Origin of the sequence: Rhizobium atlanticum, assembly GCF_030182485.1 — a bacterium.
Classification (GTDB): Bacteria; Pseudomonadota; Alphaproteobacteria; order Rhizobiales; family Rhizobiaceae; genus Rhizobium.
In genome coordinates this window covers 44,357-64,598 of the sequence record NZ_JAQJCJ010000012.1, presented here as the reverse complement: position 1 = coordinate 64,598, position 20,242 = coordinate 44,357, and the positions used below count along the sequence as shown (strand labels likewise).

At 61.7% G+C, this 20,242-nt stretch carries 20 protein-coding genes; 9 read left to right on the top strand and 11 right to left on the bottom strand.

Annotated elements, in window-relative coordinates; translation table 11 throughout:
- Positions 1-738 (bottom strand): metallophosphoesterase family protein, encoded by a 738-nt coding sequence (locus PH551_RS18250; protein ID WP_085779224.1) that lies wholly within the window; start codon positions 736-738, stop codon positions 1-3.
- A gap of 202 nt (positions 739-940) precedes the next feature.
- On the opposite strand from PH551_RS18250, the gene PH551_RS18245 reads away from it, so the two are divergent.
- Positions 941-2,053 (top strand): monooxygenase, encoded by a 1,113-nt coding sequence (locus tag PH551_RS18245; RefSeq protein WP_285194099.1) that lies wholly within the window; start codon positions 941-943, stop codon positions 2,051-2,053.
- 61 nt (positions 2,054-2,114) lie between these two features.
- Here the strand turns inward: PH551_RS18245 and PH551_RS18240 are convergent, their stop codons facing one another.
- On the bottom strand, positions 2,115-2,579 hold the full coding sequence (locus tag PH551_RS18240; protein ID WP_285194098.1) for an RrF2 family transcriptional regulator: 465 nt from the start codon (positions 2,577-2,579) through the stop codon (positions 2,115-2,117).
- A 141-nt stretch (positions 2,580-2,720) separates the two neighbouring features.
- Positions 2,721-3,509, bottom strand: coding sequence for an SDR family NAD(P)-dependent oxidoreductase (locus PH551_RS18235; RefSeq protein WP_183699041.1), 789 nt, complete (start codon positions 3,507-3,509; stop codon positions 2,721-2,723).
- A 145-nt stretch (positions 3,510-3,654) separates the two neighbouring features.
- Here PH551_RS18235 and PH551_RS18230 point away from each other — a divergent pair, with 145 nt between their 5' ends.
- Complete coding sequence (locus PH551_RS18230) at positions 3,655-4,425, top strand: TIM barrel protein (protein ID WP_285194097.1); 771 nt, start codon at positions 3,655-3,657, stop codon at positions 4,423-4,425.
- On the opposite strand, the gene PH551_RS18225 is transcribed toward PH551_RS18230, so the two are convergent.
- Positions 4,422-4,955, bottom strand: coding sequence for a carboxymuconolactone decarboxylase family protein (locus PH551_RS18225; protein WP_285194096.1), 534 nt, complete (start codon positions 4,953-4,955; stop codon positions 4,422-4,424). The two genes, PH551_RS18230 and PH551_RS18225, sit on opposite strands and share 4 nt — an antisense overlap.
- A gap of 91 nt (positions 4,956-5,046) precedes the next feature.
- Here PH551_RS18225 and PH551_RS18220 point away from each other — a divergent pair, with 91 nt between their 5' ends.
- On the top strand, positions 5,047-5,520 hold the full coding sequence (locus tag PH551_RS18220) for a cupin domain-containing protein (protein WP_085779228.1): 474 nt from the start codon (positions 5,047-5,049) through the stop codon (positions 5,518-5,520).
- Positions 5,521-5,526: 6 nt separating this feature from the next.
- Here the strand turns inward: PH551_RS18220 and PH551_RS18215 are convergent, their stop codons facing one another.
- The 5 genes from PH551_RS18215 to PH551_RS18195 all read right to left on the bottom strand — a co-directional run bounded on the left by PH551_RS18215 (position 5,527) and on the right by PH551_RS18195 (position 11,510).
- Positions 5,527-6,636 carry a sn-glycerol-3-phosphate import ATP-binding protein UgpC gene (locus PH551_RS18215; protein WP_285194094.1) on the bottom strand — a complete coding sequence of 370 codons (1,110 nt, stop codon included), beginning with the start codon at positions 6,634-6,636 and terminating at the stop codon, positions 5,527-5,529.
- Positions 6,637-6,648: 12 nt separating this feature from the next.
- Positions 6,649-7,563 carry an ABC transporter permease subunit gene (locus PH551_RS18210; protein WP_285194093.1) on the bottom strand — a complete coding sequence of 305 codons (915 nt, stop codon included), beginning with the start codon at positions 7,561-7,563 and terminating at the stop codon, positions 6,649-6,651.
- A 10-nt stretch (positions 7,564-7,573) separates the two neighbouring features.
- Positions 7,574-8,458 (bottom strand): carbohydrate ABC transporter permease, encoded by an 885-nt coding sequence (locus PH551_RS18205; RefSeq protein WP_183699029.1) that lies wholly within the window; start codon positions 8,456-8,458, stop codon positions 7,574-7,576.
- Positions 8,459-8,584: 126 nt separating this feature from the next.
- Entirely contained in the window at positions 8,585-9,940 is a 1,356-nt protein-coding gene (locus PH551_RS18200; protein ID WP_285194091.1) for an extracellular solute-binding protein, read from the bottom strand.
- A 364-nt stretch (positions 9,941-10,304) separates the two neighbouring features.
- Positions 10,305-11,510, bottom strand: a complete 1,206-nt coding sequence (locus tag PH551_RS18195) for an ROK family transcriptional regulator (protein WP_285194089.1) — start codon at positions 11,508-11,510, stop codon at positions 10,305-10,307.
- 226 nt (positions 11,511-11,736) lie between these two features.
- Here PH551_RS18195 and PH551_RS18190 point away from each other — a divergent pair, with 226 nt between their 5' ends.
- The 6 genes from PH551_RS18190 (at position 11,737) to PH551_RS18165 (ending at position 17,804) form a co-directional block, all read left to right on the top strand.
- Positions 11,737-12,975 carry an extracellular solute-binding protein gene (locus PH551_RS18190; protein WP_285194087.1) on the top strand — a complete coding sequence of 413 codons (1,239 nt, stop codon included), beginning with the start codon at positions 11,737-11,739 and terminating at the stop codon, positions 12,973-12,975.
- A 74-nt stretch (positions 12,976-13,049) separates the two neighbouring features.
- Complete coding sequence (locus PH551_RS18185; protein ID WP_285194085.1) at positions 13,050-13,934, top strand: carbohydrate ABC transporter permease; 885 nt, start codon at positions 13,050-13,052, stop codon at positions 13,932-13,934.
- A complete protein-coding gene (locus PH551_RS18180) occupies positions 13,934-14,779 on the top strand; it encodes a carbohydrate ABC transporter permease (protein ID WP_285194084.1) in 846 nt (281 codons plus the stop codon). The genes PH551_RS18185 and PH551_RS18180 overlap by 1 nt, the downstream gene beginning before the upstream one ends.
- Positions 14,776-15,798 (top strand): SIS domain-containing protein, encoded by a 1,023-nt coding sequence (locus PH551_RS18175; protein ID WP_285194083.1) that lies wholly within the window; start codon positions 14,776-14,778, stop codon positions 15,796-15,798. The genes PH551_RS18180 and PH551_RS18175 overlap by 4 nt, the downstream gene beginning before the upstream one ends.
- A complete protein-coding gene (locus PH551_RS18170) occupies positions 15,799-16,728 on the top strand; it encodes a PfkB family carbohydrate kinase (protein ID WP_285194082.1) in 930 nt (309 codons plus the stop codon).
- Entirely contained in the window at positions 16,725-17,804 is a 1,080-nt protein-coding gene (locus PH551_RS18165; RefSeq protein WP_285194081.1) for an ABC transporter ATP-binding protein, read from the top strand. The genes PH551_RS18170 and PH551_RS18165 overlap by 4 nt, the downstream gene beginning before the upstream one ends.
- Positions 17,805-17,823: 19 nt before the next feature.
- Here the strand turns inward: PH551_RS18165 and PH551_RS18160 are convergent, their stop codons facing one another.
- Positions 17,824-18,651 (bottom strand): glycoside hydrolase family 16 protein, encoded by an 828-nt coding sequence (locus PH551_RS18160; RefSeq protein WP_285194080.1) that lies wholly within the window; start codon positions 18,649-18,651, stop codon positions 17,824-17,826.
- A gap of 50 nt (positions 18,652-18,701) precedes the next feature.
- Entirely contained in the window at positions 18,702-20,183 is a 1,482-nt protein-coding gene (locus tag PH551_RS18155; RefSeq protein ID WP_285194079.1) for a lipopolysaccharide biosynthesis protein, read from the bottom strand.
- Between the last annotated feature and the right edge of the window lie 59 nt (positions 20,184-20,242).

The window sequence follows — 20,242 nt, the reverse complement described above, 5'->3', positions numbered from 1 at the left end:
TCAGGTGGAAAATAGATGCACCCGGCCCTGCCAGAACCGTGCGACGGTCAGCTTGCCGCTGCGAAAGGCGCGTGTATCGAGATTGAGCCGCCTCGGGCGAATGTCAGGCTCATCGCTGGGCGTATGGCCATGCACGACGAGCTTCGGCAAAGGAACCCTGCTTTCGAGAAAGCGGTGGCGGATAAGGACCAGGTCCTCCTCCGTCTGCGCGGAGAGCGGCAGCATCGGATCGATGCCGGCATGCACGAACACCACGCTCGGTGTGTCCAGCATGATCGGCAGCGCCCGCATGAAATCGATATGCGTATGCGGCAGCGACTGCCGCAGAAAGGCGTCGAGCTGCGCGCCGGAGGGGAAGACGAGCGGCAGATGCTCCGGATCGAGCCCATAGGATTTAAGCGATTCCGCCGATCCCATCCGCATCCAGTCGTCATAAGGGAGCCAGCCGTCGACATAATCGAGCATGGCGATCTCGTGATTACCGGCAAGACAGATACGGTCGAAACCGTCAGGCGGCGGCTCCATGAGGTGAGTGATGACCTGTGCCGATTCCGGGCCCCGGTCGATATAGTCACCCAGCGTCACGATCAGCTTTTGCCCGGGCAATCGCTCGCCATCTTGCAGAATCGCCTCCTCAGCTTTCAGAAGCAGGTCGTAGCGGCCGTGAATGTCGCCGATCGCATAAGTTGGAATCTCGGCGATATCCAGCGTCAGGCGCGGTCTCGGCTGGCGCCCCATTTTCCAAACCTCGCTATGGCGAGCAAGTGCTTCACCCATCATATTCCTCGATTGGATAGCCCGGTTAACCATAAGTAGAGTGCAAGGCGAGGCGATCAAGTTGGTGAGAAAATTCGAAGCTTTGGGTTTTTCTGGAAAAACCGTTCTTATCATCCGGAGGAAAATCCCTCACTCCTGTCACCCGTCGAGGAAAGAGTGAGCGATGGGAACAGTATCGCAGTTTCAAGACCGCATCAGGCCGCCGGCACGCCGCATCGAAAACGAAGAGGAGGCGGTATCTACGGCTCGCAACCTCGCCGACACATTCCGTCGACAGGCAAGCGAGCGCGATATCAACCGCATCCTGCCTTTTGCCGAGCTCGACGCGCTGTCGGTCTCGGGTTTGACGGCAATCTCTGTTCCGCCCGAACATGAAGGGCTCGACGTGCCGAACGCCCTGCTAGCCGAAATCATCGCGATCATTGCCGAGGCCGACGCCTCGATCGGCGAGACCATGGAAAATCACTTTTCCGTCCTGGAAACCCTCCGCACCCAGGCGCCCGAGGATCTGAAGGCATCGCTGTTTACCCGTGTGCTGCTCGGCGACCGCTTCGCTGGCGCAACCGTTGCCGACGGCAGCGAGCTATCGCCCGAAGGATCGGGGTACCGCCTGAGCGGACGGATGCGGCAGGCGCCCGGTATTCTCTACGCCGATTGGATTGCCGCTGACCTCACACTTCCGCCCGGCCGCCCTGTGACGCTTTACTTCAGCCGCAACAGCGAGGACGTGCAGGTGGTCGATGATTGGGACGGTTTCGGTCAGCGCACCAATGGGTCGGCAACGACGATCGCCGGCGCAGTGCATGTTGATGCCGGCACAATCGCGCCGGCCCCCTCGTCCGCATATTCGACGGGCATTTCGCTCGGCCTGCTGCTTAAGGCGGGCGTAGGCCTCGGCATCGCGCGAGCCGCATGGGCCGACCTGATGACAGCTATTGGCGATCGCACCGTCTTGCCCTCCCGGCTCGGCGAACACGCTGTCGGCATCGAAATCACGGCGGCAGCTCTGGAGCGGGCGGGCCGCAAACTCGATATTGCCCAGGTCAATCCTGTAGAGGCGGCGATGGCGGACGCCTATTTTTCTGCCTCGGCGGCCGCAATAACTGCCGGGGAAACGGCCCTTAGCGCCGCAAATGCGCTGTTCGAACTTGCGGGCGAAGCGTCAATCGGCATCGGCCTCAATCTCGACCGCCATTGGCGCAATGCACGTATCCACGCGCTGTCGCTGCCGCGCGATCGATTGCTGCACCGCGCCGGCGACCATATGTCAAGATGAGCGCTGAACGATCACAGCATGACGCCCTGGGAGTAACGCAGACCACACGAAACAAAGCGTCTCAGCTGGCGGCGGAGATCGGCAGTTCATCCCCGGTGTCGTCAATGCGGCCACCGGCGGCGACGAATTGGTCGAGGGTCATATTGTCCAGAATGGCGGCGATCGCGTCCCGAACATCGGTCATCGAACGCCGCACTTGGCAGGTTTCCGGGTCGGCGCAGTCGTCGCACGCCTCGTAAGCCGTGCGGCTGGCGCAACGGATCGGCGCGAGCGGACCATCGAGCGTGCGGATGACATGGCCGATACGGATCTCGGATGCCGGCCGAGAGAGAGAATACCCGCCGCCAGGGCCTTTCTTTGAACGCAGGATTCCGACATTGCGCAGTTCGAGCAGGATCGTGTCGAGAAACTTCTTCGGAATATTGTTCCGCGCCGCGACGTCATTGATGAAGGCGGTCTCGCCCGGCGCCAGACGCGCCAGATCGACCAAGGCCTTGAGGCCGTATTTTCCCTTCTTCGTCAGCATCGTCGTCGCCTTTTGGAAACCGAAATATTTGCCCGTCAATAGCAGCCAAATAACGTCGAAATCGTGAAGATACAACAAAATAGCTAATATTTATAGCTTGTATCGGCAACGTCCCCGGTCGGCTCTTTGCGGCAGCTTCGATCAAATTGTCTTCAGCATGCCGCCATCGACGAAATAGGTCGATCCGATACAATAGCTCGCCCGCTCCGAACTCAGAAAGACGAAGACATTCGCCAGTTCTTCCGGTGTGCCGAAGCGTTTGGAGGCGGCATGTTCATTGGCAACGCTCTGCAGGTAACCTTCCCAGTTTCCGCCGCTTTCGGCCGTCAGCTGCTTGGCGGTCTTGATCCAGTCGGGCGTCAGGATCAAGCCGGCGTTGATGCAGTTGACGCGGATATTGTCCTGGATGAGCTCGGTCGAGAGTGTCTTCGAAAACATCATCAGCGCCGATTTGCTGACATTGTAGATCGGCTCGTACCAGAGCGGCTGGACGGCGCAGATCGAGGCATTGTGCAGGATCACCCCGCCGCCGCGTTTCTTCATCTGCGGTGCGATGCCGCGCGCAAGCCTGACGGCGGCCATCACATGCAGGTCCCAATAGGCCTGCCATTTCTCATCAGGCGCCTCCATGACGGTCTCGTTCGATCCGGTGCCGGCATTGTTGATGAGGATATCGGCGCCTCCCTTTTCGGCAGCCGCCGCAATGATCGCCTCGGTTCCCTCAACCGTCGCCACATCTGCGGCGACAGCGACGGCGCTGACGCCGAATTTCTCGGCGATGCGGACGGCTTCCGCCTCCAGCCGTTCGCCGCCGCGCGCCGCCAGAACGAGGTCTGCGCCCTCAGCCGCCAGCCCTTCGGCGATCGCGAGCCCGATGCCGACCGACGCGCCAGTTATGACGGCGATCTTTCCCTTCAATCCCAGATCCATATCTTCCTCCCGAAGCGGCCAGCGATCCCGGCCCTAGATTAGGGGATGAGTGTTCCGCCAATGAATCCGGGCGTCAAGCACCCAAACGTCTCTTGCGGCAGGCTCCGTTCTGTCGCAGCCTGCATCCGCACCGGGAGGAATTTTCATGCGACGTTATTCAGCCTGCATAGAATGGCTGTTTGCCGAAGAGGGCGACAGCTTTGCCGACCGCATCCGTCGCGCCCATGCCGGCGGCCTGACGGCGATCGAATTCTGGCGCTGGACCGACAAGGATCTGGATGCGATCGAGACAGCGCTGAAGGAAACCGGCCTTGCCGTCACCAGCCTCGTCGCCGAGCCGATGATCGCACTGACCGATGCCGCCAACCGGCAGGCCTGGCTGGCGGGCCTTGCGGAATCCGTCGCAGTCGCCAAACGCCTCGGCGCGCCGGTGCTGATCGCCCAGGCCGGCGACGATCTCGCCGGCTTCAGCCGTGATGAACAGCGCGTGGCCCTCACCGACACCCTGAAATCAGGCGCCGATATCCTGGAAGGGAGCGGCGTGCGGCTCGGCGTAGAACCTCTCAACATCCGTATCGACCATATCGGCTACTTCCTCGATTCGACCCGCGAAGGCCTCGACATCGTCGATGACGTCGGCCGCCCCGAGATCGGTATCGTCTACGACATCTACCATTCCGCCGTGATGGACGAACGCACCGAAGACGTGCTGGACGGCCGCCTCGACCGTGTTTTCCACGTCCATGTCGCCGATCATCCCGGCCGCAACGAACCGGGCTCCGGCGGCATCGACCTCGCCCATCGCCTCAACTGGATCTTCGCCAACGGCTATGACGGCGCCGTCGGCCTTGAATACCGGCCAACGAGGGCCGGCGCGGGCGCTGTCAAAGCCGCGATCGCCTCGCTAAACGGCTAGGAGCCGGTGCCTTCTGCGAAAGCCTCAAGCTCCGGGTCGAATTCGACCTCGACGACATTGTTGAAGACAGCGGTCGCCAGCATGATGCCGGCGAAGGCGACGAGATCGACGAGCGCCTTGGTTTCGTAGCGTTCTTTCAGCCTTTCCCAGAGCTCGGCCGGAACGGCGTTTGAATCGGCGACAACAGCCCTGCCGAAGGCATCGAGCAGCGCCTCCGCTTCGGAAAATTCCATAGCATCGGGATCAAACCCCTTGTTGATCAGCGCCCTGCGAAAGAAGGTGATGGCAATCTTCGATTTCTCCGCCTTCGAGATCGCATGCGAGAAGATCCAGATCTCGCGGTCGCTGATGACAGGATCGAGCTCGGCCCGCAGCGTAAACCATTCGGCATAGATGCGATGGGCGACCGGCGAATGGAGGAGCGTCCGCTTCATGTTGGTCATGCGTCCGCGCAGTCTGATTTCTTCATCATGCGCCGCGCGAACCTCAGGCGAAGCGGTGTCGTAATCGATCTGCGGGAGGTGGCTCATCGGCTCCGCTCTTTCTGCTGCTTCAAGGTAAATCCGCTTGGCCGTCGCGGTAGTCCCGCCTAGACTGATCCTATCAAGGCGGAGGCTAGGCATGAGCGGCGACCACCAGCATTCTCACATCGACTGGCGCGAACACGGCGTCAAGGTCATTCCCGGCAATTCGCTCGACCCGAACACCGCGCAGACCCCGGGCATGAACCGCGCGACCGCGATCAACCATGCCCGTGCCGGCGCAGAGAAAATCTGGGCCGGCACGGTGACGATCCATGCCAATGCGAAAACCGGAGCCCACCATCACGGCGATCTCGAAAGCATCATCTACGTCGTCAAGGGCAAGGCCCGCATGCGCTGGGGCGAGCATCTGGAATATACCGCCGAAGCCGGCCCCGGCGACTTCATCTATGTTCCGCCCTATGTGCCGCACCAGGAGATCAATGCCAGCCGCGACGAGACGCTGGAATGCGTGCTCGTTCGCTCAGGCCAGGAACCGGTCGTCGTCAACTTAGATATCGAACCGGTCGAGAAACCGGAAGACGTCGCCTGGATCGATCCCATCCACCGCTGACGCCGCTCAGGCGTGAACGGCGCCGGCGCTGTTCACCGCCGGGTTTTCGATGATCCGGCCGGTATCGGCGGCATAGAGGTGGATCGCATTGTGATCGATCGCGATACCGATCGGATCCCCCGATTTCACGGTCACGGCCTCGGTCAGCGCCACGGCAAAGGGCAGCCCGTCGAAATCGGCATGAACGACGCGGCTTGCGCCGAGCTCTTCGATGAAATCGGCCGTTGCCACCAATGCGCCGGGCGCATCCGGGGCCACCAACCGGGCCGCCTCGGCGCGCATGCCGAGCACGACGCGTTTGCCCTTCAGCGGCGCGGCGCGTTCGCGGGGCAGCGCGATCTTGCGGCTCTGGTCGTAGACGAAGACGCCCTCGTCGTTGATCGTGCCTTCGAGCAGGTTCATCGCCGGCGTGCCGACAAAACCGGCAACGAAGCGCGAAACCGGATGATGATAGACCTCTTCCGGCGTGCCGACCTGCTCCACCCTGCCGCCGTTCATCACCACCAGCCGGTCGGCCAGCGTCATCGCCTCGGTCTGGTCATGGGTCACGAAGATCGAGGTGGCGCCGAGACGGCGGTGAAGGCGGCGGATCTCGGCGCGCATGGCGATGCGCAGCTTGGCGTCGAGGTTCGACAGCGGCTCATCGAAGAGGAACACCTTCGGTTCGCGGATCATCGCGCGCCCCATGGCGACGCGCTGGCGCTGGCCGCCGGAAAGCGCGGCCGGGCGGCGGTCGAGGAAAGGTTCGAGGCTGAGCGCCTTGGCGACCTCGGCGATGCGCCGATTGCGCTCCGCCTTGGCAACGCCCGCAACCTTCAAGGCGTAGCCGATATTCTCGGCGACCGTCATATGCGGATAGAGCGCGTAGTTCTGGAACACCATGGCGCAGCCGCGCTCGCGCGGCTCGAGCTGGTTGACGACGCGGCCGTCGATGGCGATTTCACCGCCGCTGATTTCCTCCAGTCCGGCGATCATGCGCAGCAGCGTGGACTTGCCGCAGCCGGACGGACCGAGGATGACGATGAATTCGCCGGACTGGATCTCCAGATCGGCGCCATGAACGACAGGATGTTTGCCGTAGCTCTTCTTCACATCACGGATTGAGATCGGTGCCACAGGACTGTTCCTTCACTTCTCGGTGGAGATGAGGCCGCGCACGAACCAGCGCTGCATCAGGATGACGAGCAGCAACGGCGGCGACATGATGATAAGTGTACCGGCCATGGCGACGTTCCAGTCAGGCAGGCCGAATTCGGACGGGATAAGGGTCTTCAGCTGCGTCACCGCAATGCCGAAATTCGGATCGGTGGTGACGAGCAGCGGCCAGAGATACTGGTTCCAGGCCCAGACGAACATGATGGTGAACAGCGCGATCATATTCGACCGCGACAACGGCAGCAGTATATCGACGAAAAAACGGACGGCGCCGGCGCCGTCCATCTTTGTTGCCTCGGCGAGCTCATCGGGGACAGTCAGATAGAACTGGCGATAGAGGAAGGTACCGGTGGCGGTAGCCACAAGCGGCGCCACGAGACCGGTATAGGAATTCAACAGCCCCCATTCGAGCTTGATCTGGATGCCGGACACCCAGGCGACGAGCGCGGTAATCCCCGTGACGTCGAGCATTGCCTGGAACGGCTGCAGCGCGTTGGCCGCAATCGAATAGGTCGGCACGATGCGGACTTCGAGCGGCAGCATCAGCGTGATGAAGATGATCCAGAAGATCAGATGCCGGCCGCGGAAGCGGAAGTAGACGATCGAGAAGGCGGCCATGGCGGACAGGATCACCTTGCCGGCGGCGACCGCGGTCGCAAAGATGATGCTGTGAACCAGCTTGTTGCCGAGATCGGCGCGGACCCAAGCAGCTTGTGCATTTTCCCAGAAATGCGAACCCGGAGTGAGCGGCAGCGGCACCCGGTTGACCGTCTCCAGATCGAGCGTCGATGCGATGATGACGATGACGAAAGGCAGAAGTGCGATCACCATGCCGAGCGCCAGAAGCGTATAACAGACGAAATTGAATATCGGCGTGCGTTCGATCATGTCAGCGGCCTCACTTGTAGTGCACGCGCCGCTCGATGAAGCGGAACTGGAAGACAGTGAGAAGGACGACGAGCGCCATGAGGATGATCGACTGGGCGGCGGCGCCCGAATAATCGAGCCCTCTGAAGCCGTCGAAATAGATCTTGTAGACCATCAGTTCCGTCGCTCGGGCCGGACCGCCCTGCGTCATGACGTCGACGATGCCGAAGGAATCCTGGAAGCTTTCGGTGATGTTGATCACGAGCAGGAAAAATAAGGTCGGCGTCAGCAGCGGCAGCTGGAGGTCCCACATGCGGCGCAGCGGCCCGGAGCCGTCCATGGCGGCCGCTTCGATCAGCGAACGCGGGATGCCCTGAAGCGCTGAAAGGAAGAAGATGAAATTATAGCCGATATATTTCCACGAAAAAGCGATGATGACGGCGATCATCGCGTCCTTGCCGTCGAGCGCCGGGTTCCAGAGGCCGGGCCAGACGTGATTGATAACGGAGAGAAGGCCGGCCTCCGGCGCCAGGATGAAGCGGAAGGCGAGACCGAGAGCGGGAGCAGCGATCGCATAGGGCCAGATAAAGACCGACCGATAGATTTTATGGCCGCGCAGTTCACGATCCGTCAAAAGCGCCAGGACGAGCGCAAACCCCATGGCAATGATCGTCGAGCTAAAGGCGAAAACCATGCTGCGGCTGATCGAATCCCAATAGATCGGGTCGCTGAGCAATTGCTTGAAATTGTCAAAGCCGACCCAGGCATTGCCGCCGCCCCATGGCTGCTCGAGCGTGAACGCCCAATAAAGCGCCTGCGCGCTCGGCCAATAGAAGAAGACGAAGATCAGCAGCAGCATCGGAAACGCGAAGAGCAATCCGATCGTCGTCGAGGAGAAAGTGACGCGCTTTTCCATGGGTGATCGTTTTCGACCTGGTCTGGTTTAAGCACGGGCGGCGAGTTCGCCTCCGCAGCCCCGGTATGAATGTACAAGGATGCCCCCGGTCCGCAAGGCAGGCCGGGCGCGGCGCATATCGGACGATCAGGGAAGCTGAACGTTCTTGTAGGTCTGCTGGAAGCGGCGCAGCAGCTGGTTGCCGCGATCGGCAGCGCCGTCGAGCGAAGCCTGGACGTCGGCATTGTTGACGAAGATTGCCTGCAGGCCGTTGGCGATCTCGGTGCGGACCTGCAGCAGGCCGCCGAGGCGAATGCCGTGCGGAGCCGTATCGTCAGCCGGCGATGCGGTCAGGCTCTGGATGGCGAGCTCGCGGCCGGCATAGGGCGCCTTCTCGTAGAAGCCCTGCTTCTTCAGATATTCGAAGCCGGAGTTACGAACCGGGATATAGCCGGTGACGGTCGACCAGGTCAGCGCTTCTTCCGGCTTGGCGATGAAGTTGAAGAAGGCAGCGGCAGCCTTGTATTCGGCATCGGTATGCCCCTTCAAGACCCAGAGCGAAGCGCCGCCGACGAAGGAACTGTGACGGGTTGCATTGCCATAGGTCGGGAGCATTGCCACGCCCCAGTTCATGCCCTGCTTGGCGGTACGGCCGATATTGCCATGGTCACCGACGGAGGTCAGGATGACCTGGCAGTCGCCGGCAGCAAAGGCTTCGACGAAGGTCTGGCCGACGGCCTTGTTCTTGATGATGGCGAGCTTGTTGTCGTACCAGGACTTGAGGTCCTTGATGTAGCTGACGAGAAGCGGGTTCTTGTTGAACACCAGCTCGGCGTCGAGGCCTTCGAAACCGTTCTTCTTCGTCGCGATCGCTTCGCCGTTGACGGCTTCGAACTGCTCGATGTACTGCCAGACTTCGTTGTTGGAGATATCGAAGCCGAGCGGGCAGGCGTAGCCGGCCTCCTTCAGGGCCTTGAAATCTTCACCGGCTTCCTGCCAGGTGGCTGGAGCATGGTCCTTGCCGATCTTAGCGAAGGCGTCCTTGTTCCAATAGAGCAGAGCGGTCGACGAGTTGAAGGGGAAGGAGTACATCTCGCCCTTCGACGTCGCATAGTAGTTTGCGATACCGGAGAAGTAGTCTTTCCAGTCGACCGTATAGCCCATGTCGGTCATCAGCTGGTTTGCCGGGTAGAAGGCGCCGGAAAGCATGATGTCGAGCGTGCCGGCGTCGGACACCTGGGCAATGGTCGGCTGCTTGCCGGCGCGGTAGGCGGCAATCGTGTTCTGCAGGGAAGCGTCATAGCTGCCTTGGCTGGTGCAGACGACTTCATAATCGGCCTGCGACTGGTTGAAGCGATCGCACTGTTCCTGGACACGCTTTGCGATGTCACCGGAATTGCCGAACCAGAAGTCAATCTTGGTCTTTTCGGCGGCGGCAGCGGGCCCAGCAAGAAACGCTGCGGCGAGAAGGGCGCCAACGGCGCCGAGAAGCTTGGCTTGCATGAGAACCTCCAACGTAGAAAGGGGCGCGCTTTAAGCGCACGCCCATTTAGCTGGTTCAAATTGCCGCTGCCAATGAATATTACATGACATGAAATATTCGAATTCTAGTTGTCACAAAAATGACATGCAATCGTTATTCGAAACACCAGGAGAAGTATTTTGAGAATATTTGATCCATCCTTAAATATATTGTCAGATGTACGCACATATATTCGAATAACCGTCATTTTTAAGAGTCTGCAATATTTTACTTATATTGCTGCAAGGCATCCCTGTTCGCGCGGCCGAAGACAACGAAACTTGCGAAAAACATTCGCGTTTTTATCGTTGCGCTGCTGTGCAACGCCCGGTTTCAGCCCGAAAATCACAGAGAATCCTTCAAAATTGCAGCAAAGCGCGGATCGAATGCACGGCTGATCGGGCCGGCGGCCGCGCCGAGCGCCACCGACCAGGGATCGGCCATGCCGGGCTGCAGCCGTGGCAGCATCCGGCCGCGCCTCTCGGCGATCGAAGGCAGCAGCGGGCCGATCGCTGCAATCAGCCTGTTCACCAGCGCTTCCGGTGCGCTGCCGCAGAGGATCACCGTCTGCGGATCGAAGACAGTCTCGATGAGATGGATGCTCCAGCGCAGGTCCGCCGCCGCCGCCTCGATCCAGGCCTCGAAGCTTGGATCCCCGCTGGAGGCAAGCTCGTTGATGCGCGCATGGAGATCGGGATCGGCCGGATCGGCCGGTAGGTGCTGGTAGAGCGAGGCGAGCGAGGCGCGATGTTCGAGCGGCGTCGTTTTGCCGTCGGCAAACAGCAGCGCCATGCCGATCTCGCCGGCATTGCCGTTGGCGCCGCGATAGAGCTCGCCATTCAGGATCAGGCCGGCGCCGATGCCGTAGCCGACGAACAGACAGACGGCATGGTCGATGCCGTGGGCGGCTCCCACCATGCGCTCGGCGGTCGCAGCCGCTGCCGCATCGTTCTGAAGACTGACATCGAGGCCGGTGCCGTCGCTCAGCGTTTCCAGGAGCGGAAACTTCTGCCAAGCCTCCATCATCCAGGGATCGTCGCCGCTGCCTTCCATGCCGAACGGGCCAGGCATTGCGGCGCCGAGGCCGACCAGCCGTTTTTCCGACTGCTGGACGATAACGGCAAGCCTGGAACGCACACCGGCGACGAGATCGAGAATGACCTTCGTTCCCGTCGCCGGACCTCCGGGCGGCAGTCCGGCTTCTGCGCGTACGAGAACGCTGCCGACGAGATCGACGGCGACCGCCCGCGTCACGTGCCGGTCGATCTGCAGGCCGATCGCGAAAGCGCCTTCGGGCACCAGGCCGTAGGGCGTCGAGGGCTGGCCCCTGCCCTTGCGCACAGCCTCCTGCGAACCGACGAGACCATCGCGCTCGAGCTCCTCGATGATATTCGACACCGTCTGCTTGGTCAGCCGCGTCGCCCGCGCCAGATCGGCGCGTGAGAGCGCACCATTGATCCTCAACGCATCGATCATCACGCGCCTGTTATGCGCGCTGGTGCCTTCGTGATTGGTGCCGCTCTTGGCTCGGATCGGCCTGATGTCGCTCATGTGTCAATTGCCTCTTGACTCCAGTAGAATGTTGGCAAAGTAATAAGTCAAGACATTTGACTTAATAGGGACCGGAGAGTCCCAGGGAACGCAGGAGGCCGCGAAGGGCATCCAAAGACGCTCCGAGATGATGACCCGGCACGCTTTTTCACGCGTGCCTTCTCGAAAATCGATGGCGGCGAAACCGCCCTCGGTCATGCGTAAATTTCAAAAACTGGAGGCTGCAATGCTGAAATCTCTCAATAAGACGCTTCTGGGTGCGGCCTTGATCGGCGCATCCTTTGCTCCGCATGCTTTCGCCGAAACGGCGCTGAATGCACTTTTCATGGCGCAGGCCGCTTACAGCGAGGCCGACGTGCGCGCCATGACCGATGCCTTCGTCAAGGCGAACCCGGATATCAAGGTCAATCTCGAATTCGTCCCCTATGAAGGCCTGCACGATAAGACGGTGCTGGCCCAGGGTTCCGGCGGCGGCTACGACGTCGTCCTCTTCGACGTCATCTGGCCGGCCGAATACGCCACCAACAAGGTGCTGGTCGACGTCTCCTCCCGCATCACCGACGAGATGAAGAAAGGCGTGCTGCCGGGCGCCTGGACCACCGTGCAGTATGACGGCAAATATTACGGCATGCCGTGGATCCTCGATACGAAATATCTGTTCTACAACAAGGAGATCCTGGAGAAGGCCGGCATCAAGGCGCCACCGAAGACCTGGGACGAACTGGCCGAACAGGCAAAGACCATCAAGGACAAGGGTCTGCTCGCCACGCCGATCGCCTGGAGCTGGTCGCAGGCCGAAGCCGCCATCTGCGACTACACCACGCTCGTCAGCGCCTATGGCGGCGATTTCCTGAAGGACGGCAAGCCGGCCTTCCAGACCGGGGGCGGTCTCGATGCGCTGAAATACATGGTTACGAGCTATACGTCAGGCCTGACCAATCCGAACTCCAAGGAATTCCTAGAAGAGGACGTCCGCAAGGTTTTCCAGAACGGCGATGCCGCCTTCGCGCTGAACTGGACCTACATGTACAACATGGCCAACGACCCGAAGGACAGCAAGGTCGCTGGTAAGGTCGGCGTCGTGCCGGCGCCAGGCGTTGCCGGCAAAAGCGAAGCTTCGGCCGTCAACGGCTCGATGGGCCTCGGCATCACCTCCGCCAGCCAGCATCCCGATGAGGCCTGGAAGTACATTACCTTCATGACCTCGCAGGCCACGCAGAATGCCTATGCCAAGCTCAGCCTGCCGATCTGGGCATCCTCCTATGAGGACCCTGCCGTCACCAAGGGGCAGGAAGAGCTGATAGCCGCCGCCAAGATCGGCCTCGCCGCCATGTATCCGCGCCCGACGACGCCGAAATATCAGGAGCTGTCGACCGCGCTGCAGCAGGCGATCCAGGAATCGCTGCTCGGCCAGTCCACCCCCGAGGACGCGCTGAAATCGGCCGCCGAAAACAGCGGTCTCTGAGCCCGGCATGAACATCCGGGCGGCGCCTGCCGCCGCCCGGCCTCCATAACCTATGAATGAAAAGGGTCGCCTCGATGTCGGGCACTCGGCTGACAACCCGCGCGTGGCTTCTGATGCTGCCGCTTCTCGTGGTGATGATCTCGGTGATCGGCTGGCCTCTGGTCGATACCGTCGGCCTCTCCTTCACCGATGCCAAGCTTGTAGGCACCGAAGGACGCTTCGTCGGCCTCGACAATTACGTGAAGATGCTCTCCGGCTCGAATTTCCAGCGTACGCTCATCACCACCGCATGGTTCGCGATCATCTCCGTCGCCGCCGAAATGGTGATCGGCGTTCTTGCCGCCCTGCTGCTGAACCAGCGATTCCGTGGCCGCACTGCGCTGCGCGCCCTGATGATCCTGCCCTGGGCGCTGCCGACCGTCGTCAACGCAACCCTCTGGCGGCTGATTTACAACCCCGAATACGGCGCGTTGAATGCCGCGCTGACGCAGCTCGGTCTGCTCGACGCCTACCGCTCCTGGCTCGGCGAACCGGGCACGGCGCTCGCCGCCCTCATCGTCGCCGACTGCTGGAAGAATTTTCCGCTGGTGGCACTGATCGCGCTTGCCGCACTCCAGGCCGTTCCGCGCGACATCACCGCCGCCTCGCTCGTCGACGGCGCCGGCCCCTTCGCGCGTTTCCGCTTCGTCATCCTGCCCTATCTCGCCGGCCCGCTGATGGTGGCGCTGGTGCTGCGCACGATCGAAGCCTTCAAGGTGTTCGACATCATCTGGGTCATGACCCGCGGCGGCCCGGCCAATAGCACACGCACGCTCTCAATCCTTGTCTATCAGGAAGCCTTCTCCTTCCAGCGCGCGGGCTCGGGCGCTTCGCTCGCCCTGATCGTCACGCTGCTGGTAACGCTGCTTGCCGCAGGATACGCGGCGCTCGTGCGTAAGACCGCCGGGAGCGCCGCCTGATGGAACGCCGGAGCCCGCTCTTCTCAGCATTCATTCACCTCTGCGCCCTGCTGCTTGCCGCTGTCATCCTGGCTCCGATCCTGTGGCTTTTCATCATGAGCATCGCGCCGGCTGCCGATCTCGCCGCGAAGCCGCTGCGCTGGTGGCCGCAGGCGGTGGATTTTTCGCGATACCAGGTGCTGCTGTCGACACTCGAAAACAGCGCCGGCGCCGCCTTCACCTCGTCGCTGCGCAACAGCATCGAGGTGGCGGGCACGGCGACGATCGCCGCCATCGCGCTTGCCATTCCCGCCGGCTGGGCCGTGTCGCGCACACCTTCCGTCGGCTGGTCGCTGTCGATGGTGATCGCAACTTATATGCTGCCGCCAGTGGCGCTCGCCGTACCGCTCTATATGGGCCTCTCCCATCTCGGCATGCTGAACAACGTCTTCGGCCTCGCCCTCGTCTATTTGACGATCCTGGCGCCCTTCACCACCTGGCTGATGAAATCCGGCTTCGATTCCATCCCGCGCGAGATCGAATCTGCCGCGATGATCGACGGCGCCGGCCTGTTCCAGACGCTCCGGATCATCACATTGCCGCTCGCCGCCCCGGTGGTGGCGACCTCGAGCCTCTTTGCATTCCTGCTTGCCTGGGATGAATTCTTCTATGCGCTGCTCTTCACCTCGGACCAGCGCGCCAAAACGCTGACCGTCGCTATCGCAGATCTCGCCGGCGGCCGCGTCTCCGATTACGGACTGATCGCCACGGCAGGCGTGCTCGCCGCCCTGCCCCCGGTGTTGATCGGTCTCGTCATGCAACGCGCCCTGATTTCCGGGCTTACCAGCGGCGGCGTCAAGGGATGAACATGACAACAGAAAGAAACCGGCCTGCCGGGCTTGCTGCGATCGATCGCGAAATGGCCCGCCAGCACGCCGATGCAATCGCCTCCTATGAAACGGCCGGACCGATGGCGGCAAGAGCCGCCGCCTCGCTGAAAAAGACCGGCCGCCTGCTCCTGATCGGCATGGGCGGCTCGCATGCGGTAAACCGCGCCGTCGAACCACTCTACCGTGGTCTTGGCATCGATGCCGTCGCGCTGCCGCTTTCCGAGCAGCTCGGCCAGCCGCTGCCGATCGGCGGCAGGACGATCTTCGTTACCTCGCAATCGGGCGAAAGCGCCGAGGTCATGCGCTGGTTCAACGAGACCGGCGGGACGCCGGAAACTTTCGGCCTGACGCTTGAAGGCAGTTCCTTCCTGGCCAGGACCGCCCCCTCGCTGATCGGCAGCGGCGGCACCGAGCTCGCCTTTGCAGCCACCCGCAGCCTGACGGTGACCTTTGCTTTGCATCTGGCAATCCTCGCCGCCCTTGGCGAAGATCCGGCCCCGGCGCTTGCCGTCCTCAGGTCGCCGGAAGAGCATGACGTCGCAGCCGCGCTTGCAGCACTCGAAAACGTCGCGACCGTCGTCACGTCAGGCCGCCGCCTGCAAGGTGTCGCCGAAGCGCTGGCGCTCGGATTGACGGAGCTTTCGCGCCGCCCCTGCTTTTCCCTCGAAGGCGGGCAGCTCCGCCATGGCCCGATGGAAATGCTGGGGCCGGAGATTGGCGTCGTGCTGTTCCGCGGTCTGGACGAGACGGCCGGCCTGGTAACGGCAATGGCGATGTCTGCTGTCGAGACCGGCGCTCCCGTCATCATCTTTGACTCATCGAGCGAAGCTTCAGTGGCCGGCGCGGTGACAATCCGCTTCGCCCCGACAACCGGCCTTGCCGCGATCTTCGCCATGCTGCCGGTCGCCCAGCGGCTGATGATCGCCTTTGCCGACGCCCGCGTCGAGAATGCCGGAACGCCGGTTCGATCCACCAAGATTACCCGGAGCGAATGAATGCGGCCGCTTGCAGTCATCGGCAACGTCAATGTCGACCTGATCCTCGGACCGGCCGCCCCCTGGCCCAAGGCCGGCACGGAAATCATTGTCGATCATGACGAGTTGCGCGTCGGTGGATCAGCCGGCAACAGTGCGCTCGCCTGGCAGGCGCTCGGAGTCGAATTCGAGATCGCTGCCAATATCGGCAGCGACCAGTTCGGTCGCTGGCTGGCCGAAGCCTTCGGCCACCGTTCCGATAAGTGGCCGATGCGTCCTGAACAAACGACCCTCTCCGTCGGCATCACCCACCCCGACGGCGAACGCACCTTCTTCACGACGCGTGGCCACCTGCCGCGCTTCAGCCTGGGCGATGTCTTCGCCGTTATCGACGGCAAAAGTCTGCGCGGCGGCTACGCGCTTCTCTGCGGCGGCTTTCTCACCGACGATCTGACCAGCCAATATGACGCCTTCTTCGACTGGGCCGAGAGCCATGACATCGCCGTCGCCCTCGACACCGGCTGGCCGCTCGACGGCTGGACCGAGCAGAATTGCGCTGCGACACGGGCCTGGCTTTCTCGCAGCCGCATCGCGCTGCTCAACGAGGTCGAAACGACGACGCTTGCCGGCATCGCCGATCCGATCGAAGCCGCCCGGCACATCAGCTCGCATATGCCGCAAGGTGCGATCGTCGTCGTCAAACGCGGCCCCGATGGCGCCATCGCGATCGGACCTGACGGCCAGCTGGTGTCGGTGGCCGCGCCCGTTGTCGCGGTCGTCGACACGATCGGCGCCGGCGATGTCTTCAATGCCGCCTTCCTCGCAGCGCTGGCAAAGGATGAACCTTTGACGTCTTGCCTGAGAGCGGGAACCGAGGTCGCCTCGCGCGCCATCTCCACCCTCCCCCGCAGCTACGGCGACCCGGCCTCTCCTCAGGAGCCACAATCATGAGCGCGCTCGAAATCGAAAATATCCGCAAGACCTATGGCGACGTCGAGACGCTGAAAGGCATCGATATCTCTTTGGAAAGCGGCGAATTCCTCGTCCTGCTCGGTTCTTCCGGCTGCGGCAAGTCAACGCTCTTGAACATCATCGCCGGCCTTGCCGAGGCGACGAGCGGTGATGTCAGGATCGGCGGCCGCTCGGTGCTCCGCGTACATCCAAAGGACCGCGACATCGCAATGGTCTTTCAATCCTATGCGCTGTATCCCAATCTGACCGTGCACCGGAACATCGGCTTCGGGCTGGAAATGCGCAAAGTTCCGGCGCCGGAGCGCGACAGGGCCGTGCGCGATGCGGCAAAGCTCCTGCAGATTGAAAATCTGCTCGATCGCAAGCCGAGCCAGCTCTCGGGCGGCCAGCGGCAGCGCGTTGCGATCGGCCGTGCGCTGGTGCGCAAGCCGGAGGTGTTTCTCTTCGACGAGCCGCTTTCCAATCTCGACGCCAAGCTGCGCATGGAAATGCGCACCGAGATCAAGCGGCTGCACCAGATGCTGAAGACCACGGTCGTCTATGTCACCCATGACCAGATCGAGGCGATGACGCTTGCCAGCCGCATCGCCGTCATGCGCGACGGCCGCATCGAGCAACTGGGCACGCCGGAAGAGATCTACAACAGTCCGGCGACGCTCTATGTCGCCACCTTCGTCGGCGCGCCGCCGATGAACCTGCTGACGGCAACCGTCCGGGATGATCGACTGGTGCTCTCTGGTTCCAATGCCAGCCTGCCTCTGCCCGTCCGTTTCGGCAAGGCGGCGGCCGATGGCCGCGACCTCATTCTCGGCATCCGCCCGGAGTCCCTTCGAACGGCCGGATCCGGGGCTTCGCTCGAGGCAACTTCAGAGGTTGCGGAGTTGACCGGCCCGGAGCTCGTCGTCACCGCCTTGGCCGGAAACCAGCGGTTGATGGCCTGCCTGCCGCCGCGCACGCCGGTCCGTGAGGGTGACAAACTCACCCTCTTCTTCGACGAGGAGGCGATGCACCTCTTCGATCCGCAAACCGGTCTCAGTTGCCGGAGCAAGCGATAGAACGGACGGCGCTGCTTGTTCAGTTCGCCACATCAGCGGGTTTGCGCTTGTAGACGTGGATATAGTCGACGAGCAGGATGGACGGGTTCGGCGTTTCGTCGATCGGCCAACCCGAGCCGAGCGCCAGATTCACCAGCGGATAGAAAGGCATGTGGAACTCCGTCGGTGTATCGAAGCTCCACAGGTACTGGCGATCCAGGTAGAAGGTTGTCTTGTCGGCCTGGATATCGACGCCGTAGGTATGATATTCGCTGTTTAAAATACCATCCTGGACGGTCTTCCAATTGCCGCCGTTGGAATTCTGGCCGCCATGAGCCTGGCGCCAGATATGAAAGCCCATGCTGAACTCGTAGGGCGCGCGTCCATAATATTCCAGGACATCGATCTCGGCGGTGTATTTCGAGCGGTCGAGCCCGATGAGCCAGAAGGCCGGCCACACACCCTTGCCCGGCGGCAGCTTCATCCGTGCTTCGAAATAACCGAACTGCTGCGAGAAGCCCTCACCCTTCGGGTTGACTGCCGAGAGCAGGCCCGAGCGCCAGGTTCCATCCTCTCCCTTGCGCGCTTCGATCTTCAGGATTCCCTGATCGGTCGTAAACGGAAAATCGGGCGCCGGATCCGTAAAGCGGGCATCGCCGAAATCGCCGTCCCAGGGCGTATGAGCGATCCAGCGGGAACTTCTCTCTCCCCACGCCGAGACGTCGAGGCTGTCAAAATTCTCCTCGAACGTCAGTTGATAGGCATTCATGTTGATCGGTTCCTGGGCGACGCTAGGCTGGCTGGGCAACGCCCCCAGACCGAGAACAACGAGCAGACCCAAGCTCTTAGAAGAAATGCCGTAACGCATTGCGCTCCTCCGAAACCGCCAAAACAATCGCTGGACTGCACCGGTCTTTTTCATGAAATGACAACTCTGTTTCGTAGCGGCACGAGCCTGTTAACGACGATTGTTTCAATGCCGTCGGGTCTTCCCAGAATCTGCCATAGGAACAGCGCGAAGACCCAGAAGATTGTCGCTGCCGCCGCGCCGCCAAGCGCCAGGCTGACGATCAGACTGAAGCCGGCTGGCATGGCGGCGAGCTTCGGCTCTATCCAGAGCAGGAAAGCGATCATCGGCAGGCCCGCCGCCAGTGGCCTGCAAAAGGAACTCAGCTGTGCGGCAAAACTCGCCCCGATCAACCGCCGTGTGATGACCAGCGATGCAGCATAGGCGACGAGCACTGCCACAACACGCGCGCCGAGCGCCCCCGCCACCTGGAAATAGGCGATTCCGAGAATCGTGACGGGGACTCTGACCAGGAACTCGGCAAACATCCGCAAGGCGAGGGAACGGGTTTTGTCCATTACCATCGCCAATGCCGGCACTATGTTCGTCGGAAGACCGAGTAGGCTGACCAGGCACAGCCATTGCAGGATCGGCACGGCAGATGCCCATTTCTCGCCGACGAGGACGCGCACGGTCGGCTCGGCGAGCATGGCGAGCGCGATCAGAACGGGGGCCGCAACGAAGGTGATCGCGTTTGTCGCCTTCAGGTAGGCAGCGATCAGATTGCGGCGGTCTTCGACGGTGGAGAATCCGGCCATCAGCGGGCGCAGCAACGGCCCGACGAAGGTTTGATACGGAATTCCGGCAATGTTGTCGGCGACGCTGAAGGCTCCGAATGTCGACAGGCCGGTAAAACGCGGCAAGAGCAGCCGGTCCAGCTGCCAGTTGATCGAATTCAGCACCTGCGACACGGTGTTCCAGCTGATCATGTCTTGAAAATGCTTCCATTCCGACAGACTGAATGCCGGCCGCATCGGGGCAAAGACATAAGAAGTGATCATCGCCGCGGTCGGGCCTGAGACCGCGCCGACCGCGAGCCCCCAATAGCTGCCCGTCGCCACCGCCACGCCGATACCGAACAGCAATGTCGATCCCTTGGTAATCAGATCGAGCACGAATTCGCGCTTGAAATCGAACCGCTGCATGAAGAGCACCATCCGCGGGCTGACCATGCTGCGCATGGCAGGCGCGATCGAGAGAACGGCGACAAGGGCAAAAAGCCGGGGATCGCCGTAGATCAGGGCCATCGGCCAGGAGAGGACGATCATCAGCAGGCTGATAGCCGCCCCTCGAAGCAGGCTGAGAGTGAAAGCCGTGGCAAACATCTCTTTGGAAGGCGACGGCTGTCGCAGCAGAGCCTGCGTCAATGGCAGATCCAGAATCGTTTCGACGATGACGAGAACCGAGGTTGCAATGGCGACCAGACCGAAGTCCGCGGGACTCAAAAGCCTCGCCAGGATAAGCAGGCTCACAAAATCGAGCAGCCGCGCGAGGAACTTTCCGCTGATCGTCCAGATGCTTGCCGTCGCCGTCCTCTGAGATACGCTTGACATGATCTGCTATCTATTCCTCGTTGGCGGATTGAGACGGATTCAGTGCGACCGCAAGATGA